The 26,448-nt window shown below is 45.3% G+C and carries 25 protein-coding genes and 1 pseudogene; 5 read left to right on the top strand and 21 right to left on the bottom strand.

Going from position 1 to position 26,448, the window contains the following annotated elements; genetic code table 11:
- The first annotated feature begins 5 nt into the window (after positions 1-5).
- The gene (gene racA / locus H7F27_RS02350) at positions 6-560 is read left to right on the top strand and encodes a chromosome-anchoring protein RacA (RefSeq protein WP_024123181.1); all 555 of its coding nucleotides are present in this window, start codon (positions 6-8) and stop codon (positions 558-560) included.
- 35 nt (positions 561-595) lie between these two features.
- Here the strand turns inward: racA and H7F27_RS02345 are convergent, their stop codons facing one another.
- The 11 genes from H7F27_RS02345 to spo0F all read right to left on the bottom strand — a co-directional run bounded on the left by H7F27_RS02345 (position 596) and on the right by spo0F (position 11,139).
- On the bottom strand, positions 596-1,555 hold the full coding sequence (locus H7F27_RS02345; protein WP_024123182.1) for an AEC family transporter: 960 nt from the start codon (positions 1,553-1,555) through the stop codon (positions 596-598).
- An 81-nt stretch (positions 1,556-1,636) separates the two neighbouring features.
- Positions 1,637-3,334, bottom strand: a complete 1,698-nt coding sequence (gene malS / locus H7F27_RS02340; protein WP_024123183.1) for an oxaloacetate-decarboxylating malate dehydrogenase — start codon at positions 3,332-3,334, stop codon at positions 1,637-1,639.
- Positions 3,335-3,622: 288 nt separating this feature from the next.
- Positions 3,623-4,210 carry a thymidine kinase gene (locus H7F27_RS02335; RefSeq protein WP_024123184.1) on the bottom strand — a complete coding sequence of 196 codons (588 nt, stop codon included), beginning with the start codon at positions 4,208-4,210 and terminating at the stop codon, positions 3,623-3,625.
- An 87-nt stretch (positions 4,211-4,297) separates the two neighbouring features.
- Positions 4,298-4,498 (bottom strand): 50S ribosomal protein L31, encoded by a 201-nt coding sequence (gene rpmE / locus H7F27_RS02330; RefSeq protein ID WP_003151132.1) that lies wholly within the window; start codon positions 4,496-4,498, stop codon positions 4,298-4,300.
- 118 nt (positions 4,499-4,616) lie between these two features.
- Entirely contained in the window at positions 4,617-5,900 is a 1,284-nt protein-coding gene (rho, locus tag H7F27_RS02325; RefSeq protein WP_010332253.1) for a transcription termination factor Rho, read from the bottom strand.
- A 31-nt stretch (positions 5,901-5,931) separates the two neighbouring features.
- On the bottom strand, positions 5,932-6,093 hold the full coding sequence (locus tag H7F27_RS02320; protein WP_032731180.1) for a hypothetical protein: 162 nt from the start codon (positions 6,091-6,093) through the stop codon (positions 5,932-5,934).
- Positions 6,094-6,307: 214 nt separating this feature from the next.
- Positions 6,308-7,273: a class II fructose-bisphosphatase gene (glpX, locus tag H7F27_RS02315; RefSeq protein WP_044159762.1), complete on the bottom strand. Its 966-nt coding sequence runs from the start codon at positions 7,271-7,273 to the stop codon at positions 6,308-6,310.
- A 31-nt stretch (positions 7,274-7,304) separates the two neighbouring features.
- Positions 7,305-8,594 carry a UDP-N-acetylglucosamine 1-carboxyvinyltransferase gene (locus tag H7F27_RS02310; RefSeq protein ID WP_024123187.1) on the bottom strand — a complete coding sequence of 430 codons (1,290 nt, stop codon included), beginning with the start codon at positions 8,592-8,594 and terminating at the stop codon, positions 7,305-7,307.
- Positions 8,595-8,970: 376 nt separating this feature from the next.
- Positions 8,971-9,609: a fructose-6-phosphate aldolase gene (gene fsa / locus H7F27_RS02305; protein ID WP_185848511.1), complete on the bottom strand. Its 639-nt coding sequence runs from the start codon at positions 9,607-9,609 to the stop codon at positions 8,971-8,973.
- Positions 9,610-9,726: 117 nt separating this feature from the next.
- On the bottom strand, positions 9,727-10,584 hold the full coding sequence (locus tag H7F27_RS02300; protein ID WP_024123189.1) for a class II fructose-bisphosphate aldolase: 858 nt from the start codon (positions 10,582-10,584) through the stop codon (positions 9,727-9,729).
- A gap of 180 nt (positions 10,585-10,764) precedes the next feature.
- On the bottom strand, positions 10,765-11,139 hold the full coding sequence (spo0F, locus tag H7F27_RS02295; RefSeq protein ID WP_003227621.1) for a sporulation initiation phosphotransferase Spo0F: 375 nt from the start codon (positions 11,137-11,139) through the stop codon (positions 10,765-10,767).
- 165 nt (positions 11,140-11,304) lie between these two features.
- Between spo0F and H7F27_RS02290 the strand changes: the two genes are divergently transcribed.
- Positions 11,305-11,826: a DUF2529 domain-containing protein gene (locus H7F27_RS02290; protein ID WP_185848510.1), complete on the top strand. Its 522-nt coding sequence runs from the start codon at positions 11,305-11,307 to the stop codon at positions 11,824-11,826.
- Positions 11,827-11,908: 82 nt separating this feature from the next.
- Here H7F27_RS02290 and pyrG read toward each other — a convergent pair whose 3' ends face one another.
- From pyrG to H7F27_RS02270, 4 genes are all read right to left on the bottom strand, one after another.
- On the bottom strand, positions 11,909-13,516 hold the full coding sequence (gene pyrG, locus H7F27_RS02285; RefSeq protein WP_095712807.1) for a glutamine hydrolyzing CTP synthase: 1,608 nt from the start codon (positions 13,514-13,516) through the stop codon (positions 11,909-11,911).
- A 243-nt stretch (positions 13,517-13,759) separates the two neighbouring features.
- Complete coding sequence (gene rpoE, locus H7F27_RS02280; RefSeq protein WP_024123192.1) at positions 13,760-14,293, bottom strand: DNA-directed RNA polymerase subunit delta; 534 nt, start codon at positions 14,291-14,293, stop codon at positions 13,760-13,762.
- A gap of 182 nt (positions 14,294-14,475) precedes the next feature.
- Complete coding sequence (gene acdA / locus H7F27_RS02275; protein WP_059292344.1) at positions 14,476-15,615, bottom strand: acyl-CoA dehydrogenase AcdA; 1,140 nt, start codon at positions 15,613-15,615, stop codon at positions 14,476-14,478.
- Complete coding sequence (locus H7F27_RS02270; protein ID WP_185848509.1) at positions 15,612-17,729, bottom strand: heterodisulfide reductase-related iron-sulfur binding cluster; 2,118 nt, start codon at positions 17,727-17,729, stop codon at positions 15,612-15,614. Before H7F27_RS02270 ends, acdA begins: the two co-directional genes overlap by 4 nt.
- A gap of 155 nt (positions 17,730-17,884) precedes the next feature.
- On the opposite strand from H7F27_RS02270, the gene cls (H7F27_RS02265) reads away from it, so the two are divergent.
- The 3 genes from cls (H7F27_RS02265) (at position 17,885) to H7F27_RS02255 (ending at position 20,412) form a co-directional block, all read left to right on the top strand.
- The gene (cls, locus tag H7F27_RS02265) at positions 17,885-19,084 is read left to right on the top strand and encodes a cardiolipin synthase (RefSeq protein WP_185848508.1); all 1,200 of its coding nucleotides are present in this window, start codon (positions 17,885-17,887) and stop codon (positions 19,082-19,084) included.
- A gap of 12 nt (positions 19,085-19,096) precedes the next feature.
- A complete protein-coding gene (gene uvsE, locus H7F27_RS02260; protein ID WP_101864893.1) occupies positions 19,097-20,059 on the top strand; it encodes a UV DNA damage repair endonuclease UvsE in 963 nt (320 codons plus the stop codon).
- A gap of 80 nt (positions 20,060-20,139) precedes the next feature.
- Positions 20,140-20,412, top strand: a complete 273-nt coding sequence (locus H7F27_RS02255; RefSeq protein WP_010332264.1) for a hypothetical protein — start codon at positions 20,140-20,142, stop codon at positions 20,410-20,412.
- A 41-nt stretch (positions 20,413-20,453) separates the two neighbouring features.
- Here the strand turns inward: H7F27_RS02255 and H7F27_RS02250 are convergent, their stop codons facing one another.
- From H7F27_RS02250 to narJ, 6 genes and pseudogenes are all read right to left on the bottom strand, one after another.
- On the bottom strand, positions 20,454-20,978 hold the full coding sequence (locus H7F27_RS02250) for a dihydrofolate reductase family protein (protein ID WP_185848507.1): 525 nt from the start codon (positions 20,976-20,978) through the stop codon (positions 20,454-20,456).
- A gap of 9 nt (positions 20,979-20,987) precedes the next feature.
- A pseudogene (locus tag H7F27_RS02245) lies at positions 20,988-22,701 on the bottom strand (ABC transporter ATP-binding protein).
- Positions 22,702-22,789: 88 nt separating this feature from the next.
- Positions 22,790-24,292, bottom strand: coding sequence for a cardiolipin synthase (gene cls, locus H7F27_RS02240; RefSeq protein WP_185848506.1), 1,503 nt, complete (start codon positions 24,290-24,292; stop codon positions 22,790-22,792).
- A 104-nt stretch (positions 24,293-24,396) separates the two neighbouring features.
- Positions 24,397-25,026 (bottom strand): YitT family protein, encoded by a 630-nt coding sequence (locus tag H7F27_RS02235; RefSeq protein ID WP_185848505.1) that lies wholly within the window; start codon positions 25,024-25,026, stop codon positions 24,397-24,399.
- 165 nt (positions 25,027-25,191) lie between these two features.
- The gene (narI, locus tag H7F27_RS02230; protein ID WP_185848504.1) at positions 25,192-25,884 is read right to left on the bottom strand and encodes a respiratory nitrate reductase subunit gamma; all 693 of its coding nucleotides are present in this window, start codon (positions 25,882-25,884) and stop codon (positions 25,192-25,194) included.
- Positions 25,881-26,435 carry a nitrate reductase molybdenum cofactor assembly chaperone gene (narJ, locus tag H7F27_RS02225; protein WP_024123203.1) on the bottom strand — a complete coding sequence of 185 codons (555 nt, stop codon included), beginning with the start codon at positions 26,433-26,435 and terminating at the stop codon, positions 25,881-25,883. Before narJ ends, narI begins: the two co-directional genes overlap by 4 nt.
- Positions 26,436-26,448 lie beyond the last annotated feature (13 nt).

The following is a 26,448-nucleotide window of genomic DNA, read 5'->3' as shown; positions in this document are numbered from 1 at the left end:
GGATCATGAATACAAATATGGTAGCAAGTGAACTCGGCGTCTCCGCAAAAACAGTGCAGCGGTGGGTGAAGCAGCTGAACCTTCCGGCTGAACGGAACGAGCTCGGACACTATTCGTTTACGGCTGAAGATGTGCAAGTCCTGAAATCTGTTCAAAAACAAATTTCTGAAGGCACGGCGCTTCAGGATATCAATGTGCCGCAAAGCAATAAGAAGCGCACAGGCTTCCTTGTCCAAAAAACAAACAGTGACACAGAGAAAAGAATCGAACAGCTCGAACAAAAACTTGACACCTTATTACAGCAAAAACAGGACGAAAACGGGCTGCTTGCAAGAATTGAGGAACTGGAACGCCAGCTTAAACAAAAAGCCGATGAAGGCGTATCCTATCAGCTTCTGCAGCACAGAAGAGAAATTGATGACATTCTTGCTGATCTGCAATCACTGACCTCACAAATGAAAGAATTCACCGCTCAGCCGACCCCTGAGACTGCTGCTTCTTCCGAAAAAATAAAAACAAGAAAAAAACCGCTGCTGTCACTGTTTAAATTTCAAACGTAAAGTAAAAAAGCTCCCCTTAAAGGGAGCTTTTTTGATTACGCAGTAAGCGCAATAATAATTGGAAGTGAAATCAATGACAGAATCGCACTGATCACAAACGCAGTCGCAGTTTCTTCCTCTTGTTTCTCGAAACGAGTCGCAATCATGGCTGCAACGGCAGAACCAGGGAATGCAACAAGAAGGATCGCTTTTGTTGTTTGATCAGCTGGAAGTCCGACTGCAAGAGCAATCAGGAACATTAACGCAGGCTGAACTGCAACTTTTAGTAACGCAATACCGATAGCCGGCAGACTGAGTTTAATTTTACGAATACCAACGGTAACACCGACAGCAAAGAGAGCAACACCCGATGTTGTGCTTCCAAGCTGATCAAGCATTTTAACACCCAGCTCAGGAAGAGTGAAATTGAAAACCAGCACTAAGATCATACTGATTAACGGAGCAGCCGCAAGCGGCTCACAAAGACCATGCAGGATTGATTTCCCTGTCATCTTCCAGAAACTGTCGCCGCTCTCTTCGTTTTTCTTAGAAGACTCACCCACTGTAGCAACAATGATCGCAAGCGGATCAAGAATCGCGTTAACAACGATACCTGTTACAGCGATCGGAATCGCAACCTCTTGCGCACCGAACAAGCTTCCCAATACAGGAATACCCATAAATGCGAATGTCGGCTGTGCAGAGTTCAAAGAAAATACGGATGAGTTCGTTAAATCATACTTAAAGACAAATCTGCAAACCAATAGAATGATGATATAGAAACCAACAATCCCGATAAGTAAAGAAACCATTAATGGAACTTGTGATAAAAATTCACTTCTGGAAGTTGTCAAAATACCAGCGATAAAGTGAGCTGGAAGTGCGTATTTCGTTACTAACGTACTTACCCCTTTTGCTGACTTGGCATCATAACTTCCGAAATGTCCTGCAAACCAACCCAGCACGATAACAAAGAAGATCGGTGCCAGGAGGATTAAGATATCTAAGATGCTCAAAATATTCTCCTCCAAATCCTATGTCCGTATACTTTAGCTTTATTCAAAGCTTTCCCTCGGACAGAAAAATTACACGCTCAATTATTTTGCGATGACTTTTTTGTATTCAGGTGTCCACATTGCATCAAGAACAGCTTGTTTTACATCTTCAGGCTGACGATTTGCTACGCCGTCTTTGATCGCTGCTTCAGCTACAGCAATGGCAACTTGAATAGATACTTCTTGAAGCTTGTCGATGCTTGGAAGCAATCCAGCTCCAGGTGTTTCAAAATCAACCATTTCAGCAATCGCATCAGCTGTTGCAGCAAACATAGCAGGCGTAATAACACGCGCTTCAGCTACGATTGAACCAAGGCCAAGACCAGGGAATGCGAATGCGTTGTTAGATTGTCCGATTTCATAAGAAACGCCATTGTACTCGACATTGTCAAATGGGCTTCCTGTTGCTACAAGCACTTTTCCGTCAGTCCATTTGAACAGATCTTCAGGAACAGCTTCTGCAAGGTGAGTCGGGTTAGACATCGGCATGATCACCGGACGGTCTACGTGAGATGCCATCTCTTTCACAATTTCCTCTGTGAACGCTCCTGAAACCCCTGAAGTACCGATTAAGATCGTTGGTTTTGCTTGGCGAACCACTTCATCGAATGAAATTTGGCCTTTTTCATCACGTTTCCAGTCTTTCACTTCTGCTGCACTGCGAAGGTAAGGTTTTTGGAAATCAAGGATGCCTTCCATATCGTCTGTTAACAGGCCTCTGTAATCAAGTGTGAAGAACGCTTTGTTTGCTTCTTCTTCAGATAATCCAGCAAGCACCATTGTGTCACGGATTTGGTCAGCAATACCGATACCAGCTGAACCTGCACCGAAGACAACTACACGCTGATCTTTAATAGATGCGCCTGTTTTCTTCATAGCAGCAAGCACACCAGCAAGTGTAATTGCGCCTGTACCTTGAATATCATCGTTGAATGTCAGGATTTCGTTGTTGTATTTTTTCATGATATTGCGCGCGTTTTTGTTGCCAAAGTCTTCCCAGTGAAGAAGCGCTTTAGGGAAGAATTTAAGCGCAGCTTTTACATACGCATCAACGAATTCTTCGTAACGTTCATCAGAGATACGTTCATGGTGGTTACCAATGTATAAAGGATCATTTAAAAGTTTTTCGTTGTTTGTACCGACATCAAGCACTACAGGAATAACACGGCTAGGGTCAATACCAGCTGCAGCAGTGTAAACAGCCAATTTACCGATAGCGATGTTAATACCGCCTACTCCCCAATCACCGATACCAAGGATACTTTCAGAGTCAGTTGCAACGATAAGATCAATATCGCCTGCTGTCGCATGAAGGTTTTCAAAAGCCTTTTCAATACCGTCAATGTTGTCGATTGACAAGTAGATACCTTGAGGTCTTCTGTATTCATGGCTGTATTCTTGAATTGCTTCACCAACTGTTGGTGTGTACACAACAGGGAGCATTTCACGAAGGTGATTTTGCAGCAATTTATAGAAAAGAACTTCATTGCGGTTAGCAAGATCATTTAAGTAAACATTTTGACGAAGGCGGTCTGGCTGAGCTTTAAATTGCTCGTATGCGCGTTTTGCTTGTTGATCAAGAGAAAGTACAGTTGGCGGAAGAAGTCCTTCTAAGCCAAGTTCTTGTCTTTCTTCTAATGTAAAAGCAACACCTTTATTTAAAGTAGGAATAGATAAAACTTCTTTTCCTCTTAATGTTGTTTCTAAATGGCCTTCCTTAGTTTTTTTAATGTTATTCAAGCAAATCTCCTTCTTTCTTGAAATAGTTAACCAAGTTAAGTAATAACTCATCTAAAAATAACCGATCATGATCTTTATGCGACTTTGTGACAATTATTCGAACAATGTCTCAAAACTATTTACATTACGTTAGTTATTTTATGCCTGTCAAAATCAAAATTCAAGGGAAGAAAATTACTTAATTTTTTAATACACTTAATTAAATTTTTTAATTGATTGTTATCAGAATATATAAAAAAACACCAGCTTTTCGGCCGGTGCTTTCTATCTTTTTACCCATGTTTTGTATTAGTTTTTAGATTTTCCCGGGACTTCGTGATGATGTCTGCATCTTGCTTCATAGGATTCGGACGCACCCACCAGAATGACCGGATCATCATAAGAAGCCGGCTTTCCGTCAATGAGCCGCTGTGTTCTGCTTGCCGGTGATCCGCAGACGGAACAGACGGCCTGCAGCTTCGTCACACTTTCAGCGATGGCCATAATATCCGGCACAACGCCGAACGGCTCTCCTCTGAAATCCATATCAAGGCCCGCTGCGATCACACGGTAGCCTTTATCGGCAAGAGACGATAAAACACCAATGATTGACCGATCGAAGAATTGAACCTCGTCCACTGCAATCACATCCGTGCTCTCACTGATATGATTCCAAATGTCCTCAGCCGAAGAAATGGCATAGCTCGTCATAGATGTTCCATTGTGGGAAACAACAGCATCCTCGCTGTATCGATTGTCAATCACAGGTTTAAAGACCCTGACCTCCTGCTTGGCATAAGTTGCTCTCTTCACTCTTCTGATCAGCTCTTCAGATTTTCCCGAGAACATGCTGCCGCAAATCAGCTCCAGCCACCCGCTTTGCTTCATTATGTACATTGGCTCTGCTCCTCTCTCTGCCAGCTGTGTTTTTGACAATATAAAAAACAGGCAAGAAGTGCTTCTTGCCTGTTGAGAAATCTATTATTACTTAAGACCGTATTTTTTATTAAAGCGATCAACACGACCATCAGCAGAAGCGAATTTTTGACGGCCAGTGTAGAATGGGTGGCATTCAGAGCAAATCTCAACGCGTACCTCTTCTTTTACTGAGCCTGTTTCAAATTCATTTCCGCAAGCGCATTTAACTGTTGCTTTTTTGAAATTAGGATGAATTCCTGCTTTCATTGTATCCATCTCCTTCCGCCCTGAATCCCGTGTGGAAACAGAGTTATTATTTCGGAGCATTGTCCGAAACGCATATGAGAAAATTATATCAGTGATTTACTTCTTTTGCAAATAGATTTTATCGTCTGGCTGATGATAGATTTGCCTGTTTCCATTCTTGATTGAGAATATCGAAAAATTCCTGGTTTGTTTTAGTCTTTTTCATTTTTCTCATGAATTTTTCCGCGAAATCAGGCGAATCTGACATCGTTTTGCGGATAGACCATAAACGGTCAAGATGCTCTTTAGGCACAAGCAGCTCTTCCTTACGCGTTCCAGAACGGCGAATATCGATGGCAGGGAAGATGCGGCGTTCTGCCAGAGAGCGGTCAAGATGAAGCTCCATGTTGCCCGTTCCTTTGAATTCTTCATAGATTACATCATCCATACGGGATCCTGTATCAACAAGAGCAGTGGCGAGGATCGTTAAGCTTCCGCCCTCTTCGATATTTCTCGCCGCCCCGAAGAAACGCTTCGGACGGTGGAACGCTGCCGGGTCAATCCCTCCGGAAAGTGTTCTTCCGCTCGGCGGAATCACTAAGTTGTAGGCGCGGGCCAGACGTGTGATACTGTCCATCAGGATAATGACGTCTTTCTTGTGTTCAACGAGGCGCATAGCGCGTTCAAGCACAAGTTCGGCGACTTTGATATGGTTTTCCGGCACTTCATCAAACGTTGAGCTGACAACATCCCCAGCAACAGAACGCTCAATGTCTGTAACCTCTTCCGGTCTTTCGTCGATCAATAGCACAATCAGCTCTGCTTCAGGCTGGTTCGCTGTAATGCTGTTGGCGATTTCCTTCAGCAGCATCGTTTTCCCGGCTTTCGGCGGCGCAACAATCAAACCGCGCTGGCCAAAGCCTACCGGCGCCATCATGTCCATAATTCTTGTAGACAAGAAATTCGGTTTTGTCTCGAGCACCATATGGCGGTCTGGATAAAGCGGAGTAAGGGCTGGGAAGTGAACACGCTCTTTTGCCGATTCCGGATCATCTCCATTTACCGCTTCAACGTGCAAAAGTCCATAATAGCGCTCGTTTTCTTTTGGCGGGCGAACCTTGCCTGATACTTTGTCTCCGTTCCGTAAATCGAAACGGCGGATTTGTGAAGCTGAGATGTAAATGTCTTCAGAGCTTGGAGAATAGTTGATCGGTCTCAGGAAGCCAAATCCCTCTGATTGGATGATCTCAAGAACACCTTCCATAAACAGAAGATCTTCCTGCTCTGCATTCGCTTTCAGAATGGCGAAAATCAGCTCTTTTTTTGTCAGTTTGCTGTAGTAGGAGATTTTATAATGTCTTGCAAGTTCATATAGCTCTTTCAATTTCATATTTTCCAAAGAGGAAATAGATACGTCTTTCATAAAAAACACCACGCTTTTCATAGTCAATATCTTACTTTACACATGTAATCTGCTGCTTTTGCACAACATCCGCCAAAGCACATTCTTTTTTTAACATAAAGGAACTTCTATCGGTAACACTTCCACCCATGATCGGCGCTTTTGTTAAAAGGATTGTCTTAATGAGTTTTGAAGGAAGCGAGGACAAAAACATGAGAAGATCAATACTTATATCGTCTGTATGCGGTAGAAATTGAAACTTTCCTAGTGCTTAAAAGAAGGAATTACGCAGTTAAAAATCGCAGCACTCTTTATTTTTACCTTATTTCAAACAATTATTCAACTGAAATAAGGTTTTGACACGCAATTGATAGGGTTGTCTCTTTTTTGCAAAAGAAAAGCGGGTCAACACCCGCTTTTTCTCTTTGTTATGGACGGATTACGAGATTTGGTTTTTTCTTCAGGCTGTGTCTGCCGTCAACGAAACGGACAGTTCCTGACTTCGCACGGATGACCAAGCTTTCAGTCGTGCCGACAGACCCTTTGAATTGAACGCCTTTTAACAGCTCGCCGTCAGTTACGCCGGTAGCCGCAAAAATCGCGTCATCGCCTCTCACAAGGTCTTCCATACGCAGCACTTTGCTTAAGTCAAGGCCCATTTTGTTGCAGCGTATGATTTCTTCCTCGCTTTGCGGAAGAAGTTTACCGATAATTTCTCCGCCCAGCGCTTTTAACGCTACAGCAGATAGGACGCCTTCAGGAGCTCCGCCTGATCCGAACAGGATGTCTACGCCTGTGTGGTCGAAAGCCGTGTTGATGGCGCCTGCGACATCCCCGTCATTGATCAGTTTGATTCTGGCGCCGGCCTCGCGAAGCTCGGAAATGATTTTTTCGTGTCTATCACGGTTTAAAATGGTGGCAACGACGTCCTCGACGTCTTTGTTTTTCGCTTTTGCTACCGCTTTAAGGTTATCAATGACTGGAGCTTCAATATCAATGCAGCCCACCGCTTCCGGACCGACTGCGATTTTCTGCATATACATATCTGGAGCGTTTAAAAGCGTGCCGTGGTCCGCAACTGCAATAACCGTCAGCGCATTCCAGCCGCCGCTTGCCAAAATGTTTGTGCCTTCGAGAGGATCAACGGCGACATCGACACGCGGACCGTACCCGTTTCCGAGTTTTTCCCCGATATAAAGCATCGGCGCTTCGTCCATTTCCCCTTCTCCGATCACAACAGTTCCTTTCATCGGAACTGTATCAAAAACGTCTCTCATTGCGCTTGTTGCTGCTTCATCAGCCTCGTCTTTTTTTCCCCGGCCCATCCATCTTGCAGATGCTAATGCCGCAGCTTCAGTCACACGAACCAATTCCATTGATAAACTTCTTTCCATCTCAACACGATCTCCTCTCGCAAATAACCAATTAAGAATTTTGCAGCTGTTCTATCTCTTCATCAGTCATTCTCTCGCGCCAGATTGTGGCTCCCAGACCCTCGAGTTTTTTCTCAAGGCTGCTGTATCCGCGATCAATATGCTCCAGACCTGTAATTTCCGTGACGCCGTCGGCCATCAGCCCGGCAACCACTAAACAGGCTCCGGCCCGCAGATCGCTCGCCTTGACCTTAGCGCCTTGAAGGTCGACAGGTCCCGTTATGATTGCAGATCTGCCCTCTACCTTCATATTAGCGCCCATTCGTCTCAGCTCATCAATATGCTTGAATCTCGCCGAATAGATGGTGTCAGTCACGACGCTTGTCCCTTTTGCTCTCGTCAAAAGCGCTGTCATCGGCTGCTGCAAATCAGTCGGAAAGCCCGGGTATACTAGGGTTTTTACATCAACCGGCTTTAGGTTTTTCTGCCCGCCGACAATAAGCAGCTGGTCGTCGCTCGTCTCAATGTGAAAGCCCATTTCTCTCAGCTTTGCTGTTAAGGACTCAAGGTGTGTCGGGATTACATTATCGATGATGACCTCTTTGCCCATCGCAGCACCGGCAATCATAAATGTTCCGGCCTCAATTCTGTCCGGAATGATCGTATGTTTGCAGCCGTGCAGTTCCTTTACGCCATCGATTCGGATTACGTTGGTTCCAGCGCCTTTGATTTTTGCGCCCATGCTGGTGAGCAGTGTCGCGACATCAATAATCTCCGGCTCTTTCGCAGCGTTTTCGATGATGGTTTTCCCTTCTGCCAAAACAGCCGCAAGCATAATGTTAATCGTTGCCCCGACGCTTACGACATCTAAATAAATACGTGCGCCTCTCAGCCTTTCAGCGCGCAAATAAATCGCGCCCTGTTCATTGGTCACTTCAGCTCCGAGCGCTTCGAAGCCCTTGATGTGCTGGTCAATCGGACGGGGGCCCAAGTGGCAGCCGCCAGGCAATCCGATGACGGCCTGTTTAAAGCGGCCGAGCATCGCCCCCATTAAATAATACGACGCGCGCAGTTTTTTCACTTTTCCGTTAGGAAGCGGCATGCTGATCATTGATGTGGGGTCTACAATCATATCCCCATTCTCAAAATGCACATTACCGCCGATTTCCTGTAACAGGTCACGCAGCGTTTCAATATCTGAAATCTCAGGAAGCCCTTCTATTGTCACCTCGGAATTTGCCAAAATGGTTGCTGGTATTAATGCAACAGCACTGTTTTTAGCGCCGCTGATGTGTACTGTACCGTTTAACGAGTCACCGCCGGCAATATTCAACTTTTCCATGATAGTCTCCTTCCATAAGAAGATAGCTGCGGAGCTAAATAAAATGGCATTTTATTCTGTCTCTGCAAATAAAGCTCATGTCCAAAATCTAGCCAATTCGAAGAGAAAGAATACAACACATTGTAAAATATCAGGAAGAAAATAGCGAAGCTTTGCGGGGGCATAGGTTTCAAAAAATCGACAGAGACCCGCCGGCTAAAGAGACATCTTCGTCATCCGGCAAAAGCAGCACGCAACCCTCATTCCGATATCAGCTTCTGCAGCCCAATGATTCCTTCTCTGTAAGCGGCGTGCATCTGAAGGTCCGCTGGATCAGGACGGTGAAAAGCAAAGGCCGCGGCAAACAGACATTACACTCTGTTTGCCGCCGCTTGAATTACTTGTTCCAGTCTTCCAGGAATTGTTCGATTCCTTTGTCTGTTAACGGGTGCTTTGTCAGCTGATAAATGACTTTAAGCGGCATTGTACCGATATGAGCCCCTCTTAATGCAGCTTCAGTTACATGCTGAGGATGGCGGATTGACGCCGCAATGATTTGCGTATCAAGCCCGTGGATATCAAAAATCTGCTTGACTTCTGAAATCAGGTCAAGCCCGTTATGGCCGATATCATCTAAGCGGCCTAAGAATGGAGATACATATGTAGCGCCCGCTCTTGCAGCAAGAAGCGCTTGGTTTGCATTGAAGATCAATGTGACATTTGTTTTGATGTTTAAGTCAGTAAGTGCTTTTACGGCTTTTAAACCGTCAGCCGTCATCGGGATTTTCACCGTGATGTTCGGAGCGATTTTCGCCAGTTCTTTTCCTTCCTCGATCATTTCCTCAGCTTTCAGAGAAATAACCTCCGCGCTTACAGAGCCCGGAACGACTTCTGTGATTTCACGAAGGCGGTCATGGAATGATACGTTAGCTTCTTTTGCTACTAAACTAGGATTTGTTGTTACACCGGCTAGAACTCCTAATTCATACGCTTCTTTAATCTCATCGATATTGGCTGTATCAATAAAAAATAACATTTACAAAAGCCTCCCTGAGTAAGAATTTTCAGAACTGTGAATATGATTGCGCTTTCTAAAGATAGACGGAAAACCGCCTGTCAAGCTGTCAGGCGGCTATAAAAAGTTCCAATTGAATTAAGCTTGGTTTGAAGAACCAAATTCACGCATTTTACCGATAACAGTTTCTTTAATCGCTTCGCGAGCAGGTCCAAGGTATTTACGAGGATCGTACTCGTCAGGCTTAGCTGCCAACGTTTCGCGAACAGCTTTTGCAGAAGAGATTTGGTTTTCAGTATTTACGTTGATTTTAGCTGTACCAAGTGAGATTGATTTTTTGATGTCAGCAGTCGGAATTCCAGTACCGCCGTGAAGAACGAGCGGAAGACCAGTTGAATTTCCGATCTCTTCCATTTCTTTGAAGCCAAGGTTTGGCTCACCTTTGTAAGGGCCGTGAACAGAACCTAATGCAGGTGCAAGGCAGTCGATGCCAGTGCGCTCAACAAGCTCTTGGCACTCTTTAGGATCAGCGTAGATTACGCCTTCAGCGATAACGTCGTCCTCTTGTCCGCCGACTGTTCCTAGCTCAGCTTCTACAGATACACCGTGGAAATGAGCAAGCTCAACAACTTTAGAAGTTGTTGCTACGTTTTCTTCAAATGGATGGTGAGAAGCGTCGATCATTACAGATGTGAAACCTGCATGAATCGCTTTCGCACAAGATTCAAAGCTTGAACCGTGGTCTAAGTGGATCGCAACAGGAACTGTCACTTTGTACTCTTCCATTAGTGCTTTTACCATAGCTACGACTGTTTTGAAGCCGCCCATGTAGCGTCCCGCACCTTCGGAAACACCAAGGATCACTGGAGATTTTTCTTCTTCAGCTGCTTGTAAAATCGCTTGAGTAAACTCAAGGTTGTTTAAGTTAAATTGTCCTACAGCATAACCTTTTTCTTTAGCTGTATTCAACATTTCCGTCATTGAAACTAAAGGCATGTCGAATGTCCTCCTTATGTAGCCTGATTGTCTTCTAGCGAAAAAAGCTTTCCACCCTAGCATGACCCATAATTTGCTGTCATATGTAAATACTCAGATCGCTTTTTCTCCATAACTAGAATACCAACTTTTCGACAAATCGGCAACACAATGAGCTCATTCAATTGTTTCTTCTTTTTGTCAGTTAGACTTCAGGGGCAGATATTTTTTGACGGCGTCTCTGATTTCGTCGATGTCAAACGGCTTCGCAAAGTGCGTCAATGCGCCCAGTTCCTTTGATTCCTGGATCATATCGAGTTCTCCGTAAGCCGTCATGATGATCACGCGGATGTTTTCGTCAATGACTTTCATCCGTTTTAAGATTTCGATTCCGTCCATGCCGGGAATTTTCATATCCAGAAGGACAAGGTCCGGACGTTCTTTTGTCACAATATCAAGCGCTTGAAGGCCGTTCGCAGCCTGAAATGTCTGATAGCCCTCTTTATTGAACACTTCGTTAAGCAAAATACGTATTCCGTATTGATCATCAACGATTAAAATTTTTTCATTCATCATTTTACACCCCAATATTATGATTTTCGTCAAAAGTAAGCAGTAGTTTATGTATTCTGTTTGATTTTCCTATTTCCTTTAATTATAATAGTCTACTTTACGACATTTTCTGAGCATTTTCTCTTTTGTTGTATACTGTTATTGTACGTTATAAAGGAGGATTCACTTATGTTGAAAATATTTACAACACAGTTAACAGGTATTTTTTCCCGCATTCAGGATAAGGAATCTGACGCGATTGAAGATGGGGCGCGATTGCTCGCTCAAGCGGTGATCAGCGGACATTCCATCTATATATACGGGGCTAATGAGCTTCAGGGCATCTTACATGAGGCAACCGAAAGCAAAGAACCGCTTCCTTCCGTCAAAGCGTTTCCCGCTAACGCTGATGATGTGACAGAAAGCGACAGGGTGCTGATGTTTTGCTCAGGGACAGGTACAGATGAAGAACAGGCGCTCGCGAAAGAGCTTTATGAAAAAGGCGCGGGGGTCGTCTGCGTATCACCGGCATCCAAAGACAGCGCCGGAATCGAACAATATTGCGATGTGCATATTGATTCAAAGCTGAAAATGCCGCTTGTTCCCGATGAAGACGGCACCCGCTACGGCTTCCCTTCATTAATGACAGCATTGTATGTCTACCATGCTCTATCATTTACATTAAAAGAAATTTTGCAAGAATATGCATAATCACTTATTGTACATGCTGTATCTTGCCGGAAACAAATAAAAAAGACTTGTCCGCTTTTGACAAACGGCAAGTCTTTTTTTATTATTTCTGATTTGCAGCTTCAACAGACGCTCCGATAAAGCCTTTGAATAATGGCTGAGGTCTTGTCGGTCTTGACTTGAACTCTGGGTGGAACTGAGAAGCCACGAACCAAGGATGGTCTTTCAGCTCAATAATTTCAACAAGGCGTCCGTCCGGGCTGGTGCCTGAGAATACGAAGCCTTGGTCTTCCATTTGCTGTCTGAATTCGTTGTTGAATTCATAACGGTGGCGGTGACGCTCGTATACCACTTCATCCTGATACACTTCAAATGCTTTCGTGCCCTCTTCAAGCTTACAAGGGTAAAGGCCGAGACGAAGTGTTCCTCCAAGATCTTCAACATCCTTCTGTTCAGGAAGAAGGTCGATGATCGGGTATTGAGTTGACGGATCAATTTCCGCAGAGTGAGCGCCTTTTAAGCCTAATACGTTTCGGGCATACTCAATAGATGCAACCTGCATGCCTAAGCAAATGCCCAAGAACGGAATCTTGTTTTCGCGGGCATGTTTTGTCGCAATGATTTTACCTTCAACACCGCGGTCACCGAAGCCGCCCGGTACGATAATACCGTCTGTGCCGCTAGTAAGCTCTCCGATGTTGCTTTCTGTTACTTCCTCAGCGTTAATCCATTTCACTTTTACATCAGTGTCAAACGCGTAGCCCGCGTGGCGAAGTGATTCAACGACAGAGATGTAAGCGTCAGGAAGCTCAACATATTTTCCGACAAGTCCGATTGTGGTCGTTTGAGACAGGTTGCTGACCTTGTTCACAAGCTCTTTCCACTCGGACATTTCCGCTTCTTTGCATTCCAGCTGCATATGCTGGCAAACAAGCTTATCAAGTCCTTGTTTTTGAAGCTCAAGCGGAATGGAATAGAGGTTGTCCGCATCTTCACATTCAATAACCGCTTTTGTATCGATGTCGCAGAATAATGCGATTTTGTCCTTCATATCTTGAGAAATCGGCATTTCTGTACGAACAACGATAATGTTTGGCTGAATGCCCAGGCTTCTTAATTCTTTTACGCTGTGCTGTGTCGGTTTTGTTTTCAGTTCGCCGGCAGCTTTAATGTAAGGCACAAGTGTACAGTGGATGTACATCACGTTTTCACGGCCGATGTCACTCTTCATTTGGCGGATCGCTTCAAGGAATGGCAGAGATTCGATGTCTCCGACAGTACCGCCGATTTCTGTAATCACGACATCCGCGTTTGTTTCTTTACCCGCGCGATATACGCGGTCTTTCAATTCATTTGTGATGTGCGGAATAACCTGCACTGTTCCGCCGAGGTAATCGCCGCGTCGTTCTTTTTTAAGAACTGTTGAATAGATTTTACCTGTTGTTACGTTGCTGAATTTATTCAGGTTGATGTCGATAAAACGCTCATAGTGGCCCAGGTCTAAGTCTGTTTCAGCGCCGTCATCTGTTACGAATACTTCACCGTGCTGGTAAGGGCTCATTGTTCCCGGATCGACGTTGATGTATGGATCGAATTTTTGAATTGTGACGTTCAGTCCGCGGTTTTTCAGCAAACGCCCTAATGAAGCTGCTACAATACCCTTTCCAAGTGAGGATACGACTCCCCCGGTTACAAAAATATATTTCGTCATTTCGTTTGCTCCTCTCTTCGCTCTAAGCTACATTTCTTAAAATGTACCGTTTTATAGGAAATCATTTAGCCTTTTAAATGATTTATAAGAAAAATGAGGGGTGAAAATAAGAAAGCTCCCTTTCAATTTCTTGAAAGGGAGCATAACGTTCTATGTTCTCTCTTCGTTTTTGAAGAGCCCAAAATACATACTACATAGTTCGACTATGAAAGTCAAGATCGATTTGAGGATGAAATTCTTTTACTATTTTTTATCCTCATCGCCTTCATCATAGTCATCTTCATCTTCTTCTTCATCGTCATCAATGAGATCATCATCAATTTCGAGCTCGTCTTCGTCGTCATCTTCATCGATATCGTCAAACTCATCAGCATCGAGATCAAGCTCTTCCTCAACCTCAGCCAAATCGAGCTCGTCTTCGTCAACCTCTTCAAATTCATCAAGATCAAGATCTTCTTCAACAGCTTTTTTCGCTTTTTTCTTTTTCGCCTTAACTGTCGGCTGTGTTTCTTCATCAAGCTGATCGTACGGATACCAGCTGCGAAGGCCCCAAGTCTGGTCAGAGAGCGCCAAGAAGCGGCCGTCAATGTTTAAATCTGTATAAAATTGTGCGACGCGGTCTCCAAGCTCTTCTTTTTTTACGCCGAGCAATGATGCAATTTCATTTAAAAGCTCCTGAAAAGGAACTGGTTTTTTATGATCTTCAAATAATTCGTGAGCGATTTCAACTAAAGCCATTTCCTTTAGCTGTTCCTGTGAATATTGTTTGATACCCAAGGTCGGACACTCCCTTTCTATTACTTATATGTATCTGTTTTATCAATAATGAAAGCGATATTGTATCGTTCTTATACAAACCATACCTCTCATTATAAACAAAATAAAACAGAATATGCTACCCTTAACAGCGTTAATTTAAATAATTTTACAAGAGTGATCCGACTGATAGATGTTTTGCCTTATTCTGCGAGCATTCTGGAGATAACCAGCCTTTGAATTTCTTGGGTGCCTTCGTAGATTTGCGTAATTTTCGCGTCGCGCATATAGCGTTCAACCGGATAATCCTTCGTATAGCCGTAGCCGCCGAAAATCTGCACAGCTTCGGTCGTCACCTTCATCGCCGTATCCCCCGCCAGCAGTTTGGACATAGCGGAGGCTTTTCCATACGGAAGGCCTGACGACTCCAGCCATGCGGCCTGGTAGGTCAGTAGCCTTGAAGCTTCTATCATTGTCGCCATATCTGCAAGTTTAAAAGCTATGCCCTGCTGCTCGGCAATCGATTTGCCGAACTGTTTTCTTTCTTTTGCGTATTGAAGCGCCGCATCAAGCGCTCCCTGGGCGATGCCAACAGCCTGCGCCGCAATGCCGTTTCTTCCCCCGTCAAGCGTCTTCATCGCGATTTTGAAGCCTTCTCCTTCTTCACCGAGACGATTTTCTGCGGGAACGACACAGTCTTCGAAGATGATCTCTGTTGTCGGAGAAGAACGGATGCCTAGTTTCTTTTCTTTCTTGCCTGTCAAAAATCCTTCAAAATCCTTTTCTACAATAAAAGCGGAAATGCCTTTTTTCTTTTTCTCAGCGTCAGTGACTGCAAACACAATATAAATATCAGCGGCGCCGCCGTTTGTGATAAACACTTTTGATCCGTTTAATACATAGTCATCACCGATTCGCTCAGCGGTTGTTTTCATCCCGCCGGCGTCTGAACCGGAGCCTGCTTCAGTCAAAGCGAAAGCCCCGATTTTCTGCCCAAGGGCCAGCTGTGTTAAGTACGCTGCCTTTTGTTCTTCTGTGCCAAATGCAAACAGCGGCCAGCCGCAAAGCGAGATATGGGCTGAAAGCGTCACGCCGGTGGAGGCGCAGACTTTTGACAGTTCCTCCACCGCTATGACATAAGCCAGGTAGTCACTTCCGATTCCGCCGTAAGCTTCAGGCCACGGAATCCCTGTTAATCCTAAATCCGCCATTTCCCGAAACAGGTCACGATCGAAGCGTTCTTGTTCGTCACGTTCTGCCGCTGTCGGTGCAACCTCATGCTTTGCAAAATCACGAACCAATTTCCGAATCATTTCGTGTTCTTCTGTTAATGAAAAATTCATCGCTTTTCCCCCATTGTCATATCAGCGCCCAAGACAGATTGAGCCAGAAGCTCCGCGACGTCATACGTTTTGACACGATCTTCCGCTTCTTTTGCCTTTGTGCCGTCCCCAAGCATCGTGAGGCAGTACGGACAGCCGGAGCTGATTACCGACGGATTGACTGCCAGCGCTTGCTCTGTTCTGGCGACATTAATCCTGTTGCCTGACTCTTCCTCCATCCACATCAAGCCTCCGCCAGCTCCGCAGCACATGCCGGTTTCCCGGTTTCTCTCCATTTCAATAAGCCGCACACCCGGAATGGCTTTTAAAATCTCTCTCGGCGGATCATAGACTTCGTTGTACCGTCCCAAGTAACACGAGTCGTGGAAGGTGATCGTTTCATGAACTGGGTGCTGCGGTTTTAGTTTCCCGCTCTTCACCAGATCGGCCAGCACTTCCGTATGATGATACACTTCGCCTTCAAAGCCGAAATCAGGATATTCGTTTTTAAATAAATTGTATGCGTGCGGATCAATCGTAACGATTTTTTCCACATTATTTTTTTCAAATTCCGAGATATTCTTTTCGGCCAGTTCTTGAAATAAAAATTCATTTCCGAGGCGGCGCGGGGTATCCCCTGAATTTTTTTCTTTGTTGCCGAGGATCGCAAAGGTCACACCTGCTTGGTTCAGCAGTCTTGCAAAGGAGATGGCGATCTTTTGGCTTCTGTTGTCGTATGAACCCATGGAACCGACCCAAAAAAGATATTCGAATTCTTTTTCCTCTTTTTTTAATTCTTTTACTGTCGGAATATCGGCATCTGGGGCTGCGTCGCGCCAATTTTCACGTTCCTTGCGGTTGAGGCCCCACGGATTTCCCTGCCGCTCAATACTCGTCATCGCCCGCTGTGCGTCACTGTCCATTTTCCCTTCAGTCAGCACGAGATAGCGGCGAAGGTCAATGATTTTATCAACATGCTCGTTCATGACGGGGCACTGATCTTCACAGTTCCGGCAAGTGGTGCAGGCCCAAATTTCTTCTTCGGTAATGACATCGCCGATTAAGCTCGGACTGTAATCTAGCGCGGCGGCGGCTTCCTGTGATCCGCTCCCTGAGGCTGCCGCAGCCAGCTGGTTCCCTTTCGTATGCCGGAATGCTGCAGCCGGCACCCATGGCGAGCGCGAAGTGACAGCAGCGCCTTTTTCTGTGAGGTGGTCCCTGAGGCGTAAAATTAAATCCATCGGCGACAGCATTTTTCCGGTGCCTGTCGCAGGGCACATATTGGTGCAGCGGCCGCACTCGACACACGCATACAGATCAATCAACTGGGACTGCCTGAAATCCTCAATTTTTCCCGCTCCGTAGCTTTCTTTCGTTTCGTCTGTGAAATCAATTTTTTCGAGCTTTCCGGGTGCTTCAAGCCTGTTGAAAAAGACGTTGGCAGGACCGGCAATTAAATGAGCGTGCTTTGACTGCGGCACATACACTAAAAAGCTCAGTAAAAACAGCAGATGCACCCACCATGCGATATAGAAAATCACCGCGGCGCCCGTCTCCCCGACGCCCCCAAGCAAAAACGCGATGCCTGAAGCGATCGGCTCGCTCCAAGAAAGCCCGTGATCATGCCAGATCAGATTCATTGCGTTCCCCAGTAAAACCGTCAGCATTAAACCGCCGATAAAAATGAGAACAAGTCCAGATTTAAAGCCTCGTTTCAGCCTGACGAGCTTTTCGATATAGCGTCTGTAAAATGCCCAGCCAACCGCAATTAAGATCAGAAACGTAACGATTTCCTGAAAAAAAGTGAAGGCGGGATAGATCGGGCCAAGCGGCAGATTTCGATCCGGGACCAGCCCTTTGATGATAAAGTCAATCGCTCCGAACTGAACCAATATAAATCCGTAGAAAAACATGACGTGAATGATGCCGCTTTTCTTATCCTTGAGCAGTTTTTTCTGTCCGAATACATTTACCCATATGGCCTGAAGCCGTTCCTTGATCCGTTTATCGAACTGTTCCTTTTGGCCGAGCCTGATGTAAGCAAGCCTTGTTTTGACCAAATAGACAAACAAATAAACAGCGTAAGCGGTTACAGTCAGAAACAATAATGCATTGACAATGAGAAAGCCGCTCATTCCAATTCCCCCTTTTTACTGATGAAGACCGTGATCCCCTGCCCCAAAATCTGTATAAGATTATCTTTATGATAAATAATGAATGAGTGTTCAGTCAATAATTAAATTCCTGCTGTTCGGGCACACTACCTACAACTACGGAAAGGAGTGCCGGGATGAAGGTATTTTTCTTGATTCTCATCGTTGTCATCATACTCTTGGCTTTAATCCTGCTGGATATCTTTATGGGCCGCGCCGCATACAGAAAGAAAGCGTACGAGCCTGTTTTTTCAAAAAAGAAAAGTGATATCGAATTGATTCACTGCGGCGCTGATCTTGTTGAACGGATGATGGAGGATATACGCGATGCCGTCTCTTCCGTTCACGTGATGTTTTTCATTATGAAAAACGATGAGGTCAGCCACAATATGTTCACACTGCTGAAAACAAAAGCCCAGGCCGGCGTATCGGTTTATTTGCTTCTGGATTGGTCGGGCAGCCAAAAAATTAAGAAACCGGCGCTGGAGACAATGAAAAACGCCGGCGTTCACGTTCATTTTCTGAACCGGCCCCGTTTCCCTTATTTCTTTTTTCATATACAAAAACGAAATCACCGGAAAATTGCTGTGATGGATGGAAAAGTCGGCTATGTCGGCGGGTTTAACATTGGTGAGGAATACCTTGGGAAGAAGGCGAAGTTCGGCAATTGGGAGGATTATCATCTGCGTATGACGGGAGAAGGTGTCCAAGATCTTCAAACACTTTTTACAGCCGACCTGAAACGAAATACCGGATCAGCCGAACTGGGTCCGGATGTTTGGCCTGAGCTTCCCCAAGGGAATATCCCTCATAAGATTTATGCGACTGACGGCTATTCTCTTGAAAAAACGTATTTGGCAAATATCTCACAGGCGAAAGAGCGCATTACGATTTGCACGCCATATTATATTCCGTCTAAACCGCTTCAGCAGGCTTTGGTCAAAGCAAGAAAAAACGGTGTAGACGTTACATTGATTGTGCCGATGAAATCAGATCACCCGCTGGTCAGAGAAGCTGCTTTTACATATTATTCGGACCTGCTGGATGCCGGCTGTCTCATCTACCGTTTTTACCAAGGGTTTTATCATGTGAAAGCCTTGATCATTGACGATCACTTCAGCATCATCGGCACAGCCAATTTTGATCAGCGCAGCCTGTTTTTAAATGAAGAGGTAAACGTTGAAATTGATGATGTTGCATTTACAAAAGAAGTCTATGCCACGATTGAAGAGGATATTAAAAAGTCGGAGCTGCTGACAAAAGAAAATTTCAAAAAGCGCACGTTCAGGCAGCGACCGGCGGAATGGCTCGGTAAAGCATTATCTTATTTTTTATAAAGGAGAGTTCCTATGATTTTCAGATTCGGGTTCGTCTCAAATGCGATGAGCCTTTGGGATGCGTCTCCCGCCAAAACACTGACATTCGCCCGTTATTCAAAGCTGCCCGAGGATGAGAGAAAAGGAGCCCTTTTGGCTGTGACGAAAGCCAACTTGCGCAATACCATGAGAACCCTTCACTATATCATCGGCCACGATATTCCATTGTACCGTTTTTCCAGCTCAATTGTGCCGCTGGCCACTCATCCTGACGTGATGTGGGACTTTGTGACGCCGTTTCGCAAGGAGTTCCGTGAGATTGGAGAGCTCGTGAAAAAATACAATCTGCGCACAAGCTTTCATCCTAACCAGTTTACCCTGTTTACGAGCCCTAAAGAATCCATTACAGCAAATGCAGTAACCGATATGGCTTATCACTACCGCATGCTTGAAGCGATGGGGATTGCAGACCGCTCAGTTATCAACATCCATATCGGCGGCGCTTACGGAAACAAAGAAAACGCTCTGAAACAATTTCATCAAAACATGAAAATGCTTCCGAAAGAGATCAAACAGCGGATGACGCTGGAAAATGACGATAAAACGTACACCACGGAAGAGACGCTTCAGGTCTGTGAACAAGAGAATGTTCCGTTTGTCTTTGATTTTCATCATTTTTACGCAAACTCGGATGATCATGCAGACCTGAATGAAGCACTGCCCCGGATGATCAACACATGGCAGCGGATCGGATTGCAGCCGAAGGTCCATCTTTCCTCTCCAAAATCGGAGCAAGCGGTGCGCAGCCATGCGGAATATGTAGACGCCAACTTCTTGCTGCCGCTTTTGGAGCGCTTCAGGCAATGGGGAACCAATATTGATTTTATGATCGAGGCGAAACAGAAGGACAAGGCGCTTCTCCGGCTGATGGATGAATTGAGCTCAATCCGCGGCGTGAAACGGATTGGCGGCGGCACTCTGCAATGGAAATCATAAGTGTGCAAAAACAGGTTTACAGTTTGTACACATTGGGAACATACGCTATATAAGACAAGAATCAATGGAGGAGAAAGAACATGAAAAACATCAAGTCTCTAAAAGTAGCCGCACAGGCATTTACTTTAAGAAATTTGATTCACCTATATAAAATGTGCCATTCCGGAAGCCACGAGGTTTATATTTACTCAAAGAAAACGATGTGCAAAATCAAAAGCTTAATCGAGCTGGAAACGTTCCGTATGGCTCATAATGAAAAAGAATATCTGATTGTGGTTGAAGGAACAAAAGCGTCTCAGCTGGTTGAAAAGTTTCAGAATATGATTGAGCCCGCTGAGAGAGAAGCGCTCTAACTTACATAAAAAAGGATAGACAGTGATGTCTATCCTTTTTCTTATGCTCGTTTATAATGCAGCTGCGCCGCCTGTCCGAATCGTTTCATATCGGTTAAACGCAGCTTTGTTTCGGTATTTTGTTCATGAAACAGCGGAATGCCGCTCCCCAATACAACCGGGATGACAGTGATGATGTATTCGTCGATGGCGTCCTCTCTCATAAAGGTATTCACCAGCTCTGCCCTGCCCGCAATCCAGATGTTTACGCCTTTTTGCTGTTTTAAGCGGCCGGTGAACGCTTTGATGTCTTCATCGATAAACATCACGTGTTTATCATGATAGCTGTCGGGCGTTTCTGTAAACACGTAGCATGTTTTATCCTGATACGGAAAAACGGGTGTGAGAATTTTGATGTGTTCGTATGTGCTCCGCCCTAATATGACGGTATCAACAGTCTGATAAAATTCACTGTACCCGTTATCACCCTCGCCTTCAAATTCATCCAGCCAGTCGACGCTCCCATCCTCTCTCGCGATCATCCCGTCTAACGAAACAGCTATGTACAGCACATTTTTTCTATCCATACTCTCCTCCTATTGCTGCACCATCTCTCCGAACTGTGCATGATGCAGTCTGCTGTAAATACCGCCGGCTTCGATCAGTTCCTGATGCCGCCCTTGTTCCTCGATACCGTTTTTTGTCACGACGACAATTTTGTCCGCATGTTTGATCGTCGCCAGTCTGTGGGCGATCACCAGCGTCGTGCGCCCCTCCGACAATTCTTGAAGCGCCTTTTGGATCGCCGCTTCTGTTTCCGTATCAAGGGCGGAAGTTGCCTCGTCCAGAATCAGGATAGATGGATTTTTCAAGAACATCCTCGCAATTGAAAGGCGCTGCTTTTGCCCGCCGGAAAGTTTTACGCCGCGTTCTCCGATGACAGTGTCCAATCCATCCGGCATGTTATTGACGAGTTCTTCCAAGTGAGCCTGCTTCACAGCCTGCCAGATTTCCTCTTCCGATGCATCCAAACGGCCATATGCAATATTCTCTCTCAGTGTGCCCGAGAATAAGAAAACATCCTGCTGCACAACGCCAATCTGCCCGCGCAAGGAAGACAGCGTCATGTCTTTAGTGCTGATGCCGTCAATGGTAATGTCGCCTTCTGACGCTTCATAAAAGCGCGGAAGCAGACTGCAAAGTGTTGATTTCCCCGCTCCGGACGGACCGACAAACGCTACCGTTTCCCCCGCCCGAATGGTCAGGTTAATGTCATGAAGGACATGTTGATTCTCATCATAGCCAAACGAAACATGCTGATAGCGGATATCACCTTTCAGTCCGGAAACGTCTCTCGCCTCAGGAGAATCCTGAATATCCGGCTCCGTCTCCATCAGTTCCATGTAGCTTTTAAAGCCGGCAATTCCCCGCGGATACATTTCAATAATGGCGTTAATTTTGTCAATCGGCCGAAACAGGACATTCGTTAATAGCACAAACGCCACAAATTCTCCGTATGACAAGGAGCCTCGGATGACAAACCACGTACCGCACAAGAGGACAAACAGCGTAACAAACCGTGATGGAGCCGTTTTTCGCCATGATTTTATATGATGACAGCTTAGTGATGCGGAATCGCTGATTGTTGACAGCAAAGCGCTCTTTTTCAAACGATTCATTGCCGAACGCCTGAACGAGCCGGATGCCGCCGATATTATTTTCTACCCGCGCACTGAAGTCTCCGATATCCTTGTTCAGCGTCGTAAACGCTTTGGTCATTTTTTTATTGAAGTAAAGCGCAAGCCAAATGACAATCGGCATGATAATAAACGTCAGCAATGCCAGCTGCCAGTTGATAAACAGCATAACCCCGAACGCCCCGAGAATCGTCATAATGGCGATGAACAAATCTTCTGGACCGTGATGGGCGACTTCGCCGATGTACATTAAGTCGTTCGTCAGCTTCGACATTAACGTTCCCGTCTTGTTGTTGTCGTAAAATTTGAAGGACAGCTTTTGCAGATGGTCAAATAGCGACTTTCTCATATCGGTTTCGATATTGATTCCGAGCATATGCCCCCAATACGTGACGACATATTGAAGAGCCGAGCTGAGCGCGTAAACTGCGAACAATCCGATTGAGGTCGCGATGATCAGGCCCCAGTCTCTCCCCGGAAGCAAGGTATCAATAAAATAATTGACGATTAAAGGAAAACTCAGCTCCATTAAGCCTCCTGCGATCGCCGAGAAAAAGTCGAGAAAGAACAATGTTTTATATGGTTTATAATACGCAAAAAATTGCCGCAGCACCCTATCTTCCCCCAATGCATTAATAACTGATAAGATTTCTCAATTATACTATACACTGGCTGTTTTGAAAGACAGTATTTCTTTTTTCTTACAGAACACTTGAAAAGAGACGGGCAACTGATTCCTTTGTCCGGTCGGCCATTCCTCTTTTATAAAAGCCGACAGGGCTAAGCTTCTCACTTTCCAGCATATCCTCTTCGAAATGGTCTTCCAAGGTGAGGATCGCTTCGGCATCCGTGAAAAAAACGTTCACTTCAAAATTGAGCTGAAAGCTGCGCATATCCATGTTTGCGGTTCCGACTGAGGCGAGATCGCCGTCAATGATTATCACTTTTTGATGCATGAAGCCTTTTTGATAGGAATACACCTCAATCCCTTCTAGAAGCAGCTCAGGGAAATACGATCTCGACGCGTATTGCGTTAAAAAGCTGTCATTCGTCTCCGGCACCATAATCCGCACCTGAACCCCTTTTGTCGCCGCGGCTTTCAAAGCCGTGCGGATGGATTCATTCGGGACAAAATAAGGCGTGGCGATCCACACAGATTTCTGCGCTGTAGAAATCATTTCATAGTAGAGGTCACTCATGCTTTCCTTCATGTCAGGCCCTGTCGCGACAATTTGATAAATGCCTCCTCCCTCCACGGGGACTGGCGTATTGTATTCTTTTTGATCAATTAACACTTCATTAGAGACATATTCCCAATCCAGCATAAAGATGGCGTGAAGCGTTTGCACAATTTCTCCTTCCAGCCGCAGATGAGTGTCTCTCCAAAAACCGATAATCGGGTCTCGGCTGATATATTCCTTCCCGACATTCAATCCGCCGACAAAGCCGACTTTCCCGTCTATGATCACGATTTTACGGTGATTTCGAAAATTCAATTTCTGATTGAAGAACCCGTATTTCAGCGGAGAAAAAGGAACGATGTCCACGCCCGCTTTTTTCATTTTCATAATATCTCTTCCTGCCAATTTGATGCTGCCCGCAGCGTCATATAAAAACCGCACCTCGACACCCTGACGCGCCTTTTCCATCATAATCTCCATCATGCCGCGCCCAAGCATGTCCGATTTGAACATGTAGTATTCGATATGCAGATAAGATTCCGCTTTCCGCATTGCTTTGAAAATATCAGGAAAGGTTTCTTCCCCGTTTTTCAAAACCTTCACCCTGCTTTTCGTGTTGATATTCATATGTGAAGCCCTGATGGAATAGGTAAAAAATCTTTCTTGATTGTCCTTCAATCCGGTCACTTCAGGCGTTTCCTCCATGTCAAACTGCTTTCGAAGCTTCTCCCTGTTGTACATTCGTTTTGTTTTAAACAGCTTTCCTTTTACATACAGCTGTCCGGAAAACAGATAAAACATGTAGCCCGCGATCGGAAAAAAGACTAGAATATGTATCCATAACAGCGTGTGCTGTGACGTTCGATTTTCAAGGATTAACGAATAAATGCTGAACAAAATAATGCCCGCATAGCAAAGCAATCCTCCGTAAAACTCAAGCCTGGAAACCGGAAAAACCCATATGACGTATGCCCCGATGAGCATGATATATAAAAAGAAAAACTCCAGTCTCCTTTTCAGCATTTGTCCCCTCTCCAATCCGATCCGATTACCTTCGTATTTCCTCTTATTTCTAACCTTTAAACCTTTCTATGAACAAAGCCTCTCCGCGCACGGGGCGGAAAGGCTTACGAGGAGGCTTCCTGTGATTGGCCGGAAGTAAAGTTCTTGAGCAAATCTGGCTTCAGTGAGTAGCTGCTTTTGATTTTATGTTTAAAGAAGCCGACAGCCAATCCCGTGATGGCAATGGACAGGATGGAGCAGAGGCCTTTTTGCAAACCGACGGAAAAAATGCCGGCCAGCACAACGGCGAAATCGAAGGCGAAATTAACCTTCCCCGGATTCCACCCGTATCGCTTTTGCATAAATAAAGCGAGAATATTGGCGCCGCCAAGGGATGCCTGATGATAAAACATGAGCGACAGGCCGAACCCGATCAATGCTCCGCCGCAAATCGCGCCGGCAAACGGGGAAAAAGAGACGGGCGGAAGCCAGTGATCGACGCTTGTAAAAAAAGTCAGTGCTGTTACTGCAAATATGGTGGATAAAGTGAAGCTGGCACCCATTCTGATAAAAGAAAAGACATAAAACGGGATATTAATCAGAAAGAAGATAATAGCAAACGAGGAATGAAACACGTACGTCAGGCTTAGAGAAAGGCCGGCTGTGCCGCCGGTTAATACATGAGAATGTCTGAGAGTCAGGACCCCGGCGCTAGTGATGAGGCAGGCGGTTAAAATGAGGAACATCCGTTTCATTCTTCACTCTCCTTTTTCGAACATATTGTTATTTCCAAATACAAAAATATCAGTATTCCTTGCCGCCAAGCAATTGTCTTGTAAGAAAATATCTTAGGTTTTTATTTTTTCCTATAATGTAAAGAGAAGATGAGAAATCCCCCTTTTTGGCAAAGGGGGATGTTTTTACGGATGCTGTATGTGTCGTTTCGAACGCTTGCGATATACGACATAGCTGCGGGTCAGGTATTTGAGCGGCAGGCTGAACACGTGAACCAATCTCGTAAATGGCCACATGATAAAAATGACGTATCCCATGAGAATATGAAGCTTAAACCATAGCGGAACACTCTCCATTAAAGAAGCGTCCGGCCTCAACAAAAAGATCTGCCTGAACCACGGCCCGACTGTTGTCCGGTAATCGAATCCTTTCGAATCAACGTTGAGAAATGTGGCTGCAACGCCCGAGACCATCACAAACAGCAGCAAAAACAGCGTGAGAAAATCGGAGGGCGAGCTGGTTTTGCGGATCCTTTTGTCAAACAGCCTTCTGTATGTCAGGATGAAAAGTCCAATTACTGCAGCAATTCCCGCCGGCAAGCCGACGCCAATCGCCATTTTGTGATACACGTGTTCTGTGATGCCGATTGCACGATATACACCTTCGGGGATGAGAATGCCCATAACGTGTCCGCCGATAACAAACAGCATCCCCCAATGAAAGAGCATGCTTCCCGCCGCAAGCTTTTTCTTTTCTAACAGTTCGCTTGATTTGGCGGTCCAGCCAAACTGGTCGTGCTGATAGCGGTAAATATGCCCGCCGATAAATATCGTCAATACCATATACGGCATGATGACCCACAGGATCTGCCCGCTCATGTCCGAACAGCTCCTTCGCTGCTTTCACACAAGCCGATTTCCTCAAGCGCGGTAAGCAGTGCATCCAGCAGTACGGCATATAAACTTTGGTTTTGATCTAAACGGGATGTCAGCTCCCGCAAATTAGACAGATACTTCTCAAATATGCTCTTTGTTTCCTTCATCTCCGCAATGGCGGCGAATTCCAGCATAAGCGGCAGGTAATCAGGAAGCTCTTTGTCTGTCGGGAGGAAGCCGGATTGCTCATAAGTGTTCTTTAACTGCAGCAATTCAATGCCGCGTTCCCTTTGCTCGCCTGAGTTAAAGTAGGTGACATACATATTCGTTTTTTTCCCGAAGTCAAACGTGTATACATAGTGTTCAATCAGGGCCTGCCGGGAAAAACATGCTGATGACTTTACAAAGTGAAGCAGTTTCTCCCGGATATGCTGATTTTCGATTTCATTGATCAGGTCTTCCCATTCGGGATGTTCCGCTCTCCACTCTTCATCCGGATACGAAAGAAGATAGGAAAGAGCCGAGAATGTGATTTGCCGGTCTGTGGTGTTCATCGTGTTACACCTC

Origin of the sequence: Bacillus sp. PAMC26543 (assembly GCF_014250375.1) — a bacterium.
Taxonomy (GTDB): domain Bacteria; phylum Bacillota; class Bacilli; order Bacillales; family Bacillaceae; genus Bacillus; species Bacillus halotolerans.
Note: the sequence above shows the minus strand (reverse complement) of the source record. Positions and strands in the feature narration are given on the sequence as shown.

What these genes read in the sequence shown, in the direction of transcription:
- racA (WP_024123181.1), top strand. Translation starts at nt 6, where the DNA reads ATGAATACAAATATGGTAGCAAGTGAACTCGGCGTCTCCGCAAAAACA.
- H7F27_RS02335 (WP_024123184.1), bottom strand. Translation starts at nt 4,210, where the DNA reads ATGTACATAATGAAGCAAAGCGGGTGGCTGGAGCTGATTTGCGGCAGC.
- rpmE (WP_003151132.1), bottom strand. Translation starts at nt 4,498, where the DNA reads ATGAAAGCAGGAATTCATCCTAATTTCAAAAAAGCAACAGTTAAATGC.
- rho (WP_010332253.1), bottom strand. Translation starts at nt 5,900, where the DNA reads ATGAAAGACGTATCTATTTCCTCTTTGGAAAATATGAAATTGAAAGAG.
- H7F27_RS02320 (WP_032731180.1), bottom strand. Translation starts at nt 6,093, where the DNA reads ATGTTTTTGTCCTCGCTTCCTTCAAAACTCATTAAGACAATCCTTTTA.
- glpX (WP_044159762.1), bottom strand. Translation starts at nt 7,273, where the DNA reads ATGGAAAGAAGTTTATCAATGGAATTGGTTCGTGTGACTGAAGCTGCG.
- H7F27_RS02310 (WP_024123187.1), bottom strand. Translation starts at nt 8,594, where the DNA reads ATGGAAAAGTTGAATATTGCCGGCGGTGACTCGTTAAACGGTACAGTA.
- fsa (WP_185848511.1), bottom strand. Translation starts at nt 9,609, where the DNA reads ATGTTATTTTTTATTGATACAGCCAATATCGATGAGATTAAAGAAGCG.
- H7F27_RS02300 (WP_024123189.1), bottom strand. Translation starts at nt 10,584, where the DNA reads ATGCCTTTAGTTTCAATGACGGAAATGTTGAATACAGCTAAAGAAAAA.
- spo0F (WP_003227621.1), bottom strand. Translation starts at nt 11,139, where the DNA reads ATGATGAATGAAAAAATTTTAATCGTTGATGATCAATACGGAATACGT.
- H7F27_RS02290 (WP_185848510.1), top strand. Translation starts at nt 11,305, where the DNA reads ATGTTGAAAATATTTACAACACAGTTAACAGGTATTTTTTCCCGCATT.
- pyrG (WP_095712807.1), bottom strand. Translation starts at nt 13,516, where the DNA reads ATGACGAAATATATTTTTGTAACCGGGGGAGTCGTATCCTCACTTGGA.
- acdA (WP_059292344.1), bottom strand. Translation starts at nt 15,615, where the DNA reads ATGAATTTTTCATTAACAGAAGAACACGAAATGATTCGGAAATTGGTT.
- H7F27_RS02270 (WP_185848509.1), bottom strand. Translation starts at nt 17,729, where the DNA reads ATGAGCGGCTTTCTCATTGTCAATGCATTATTGTTTCTGACTGTAACC.
- cls (WP_185848508.1), top strand. Translation starts at nt 17,885, where the DNA reads ATGAAGGTATTTTTCTTGATTCTCATCGTTGTCATCATACTCTTGGCT.
- uvsE (WP_101864893.1), top strand. Translation starts at nt 19,097, where the DNA reads ATGATTTTCAGATTCGGGTTCGTCTCAAATGCGATGAGCCTTTGGGAT.
- H7F27_RS02255 (WP_010332264.1), top strand. Translation starts at nt 20,140, where the DNA reads ATGAAAAACATCAAGTCTCTAAAAGTAGCCGCACAGGCATTTACTTTA.
- H7F27_RS02250 (WP_185848507.1), bottom strand. Translation starts at nt 20,978, where the DNA reads ATGGATAGAAAAAATGTGCTGTACATAGCTGTTTCGTTAGACGGGATG.
- cls (WP_185848506.1), bottom strand. Translation starts at nt 24,292, where the DNA reads ATGCTGAAAAGGAGACTGGAGTTTTTCTTTTTATATATCATGCTCATC.
- H7F27_RS02235 (WP_185848505.1), bottom strand. Translation starts at nt 25,026, where the DNA reads ATGAAACGGATGTTCCTCATTTTAACCGCCTGCCTCATCACTAGCGCC.
- narI (WP_185848504.1), bottom strand. Translation starts at nt 25,884, where the DNA reads ATGAGCGGGCAGATCCTGTGGGTCATCATGCCGTATATGGTATTGACG.
- narJ (WP_024123203.1), bottom strand. Translation starts at nt 26,435, where the DNA reads ATGAACACCACAGACCGGCAAATCACATTCTCGGCTCTTTCCTATCTT.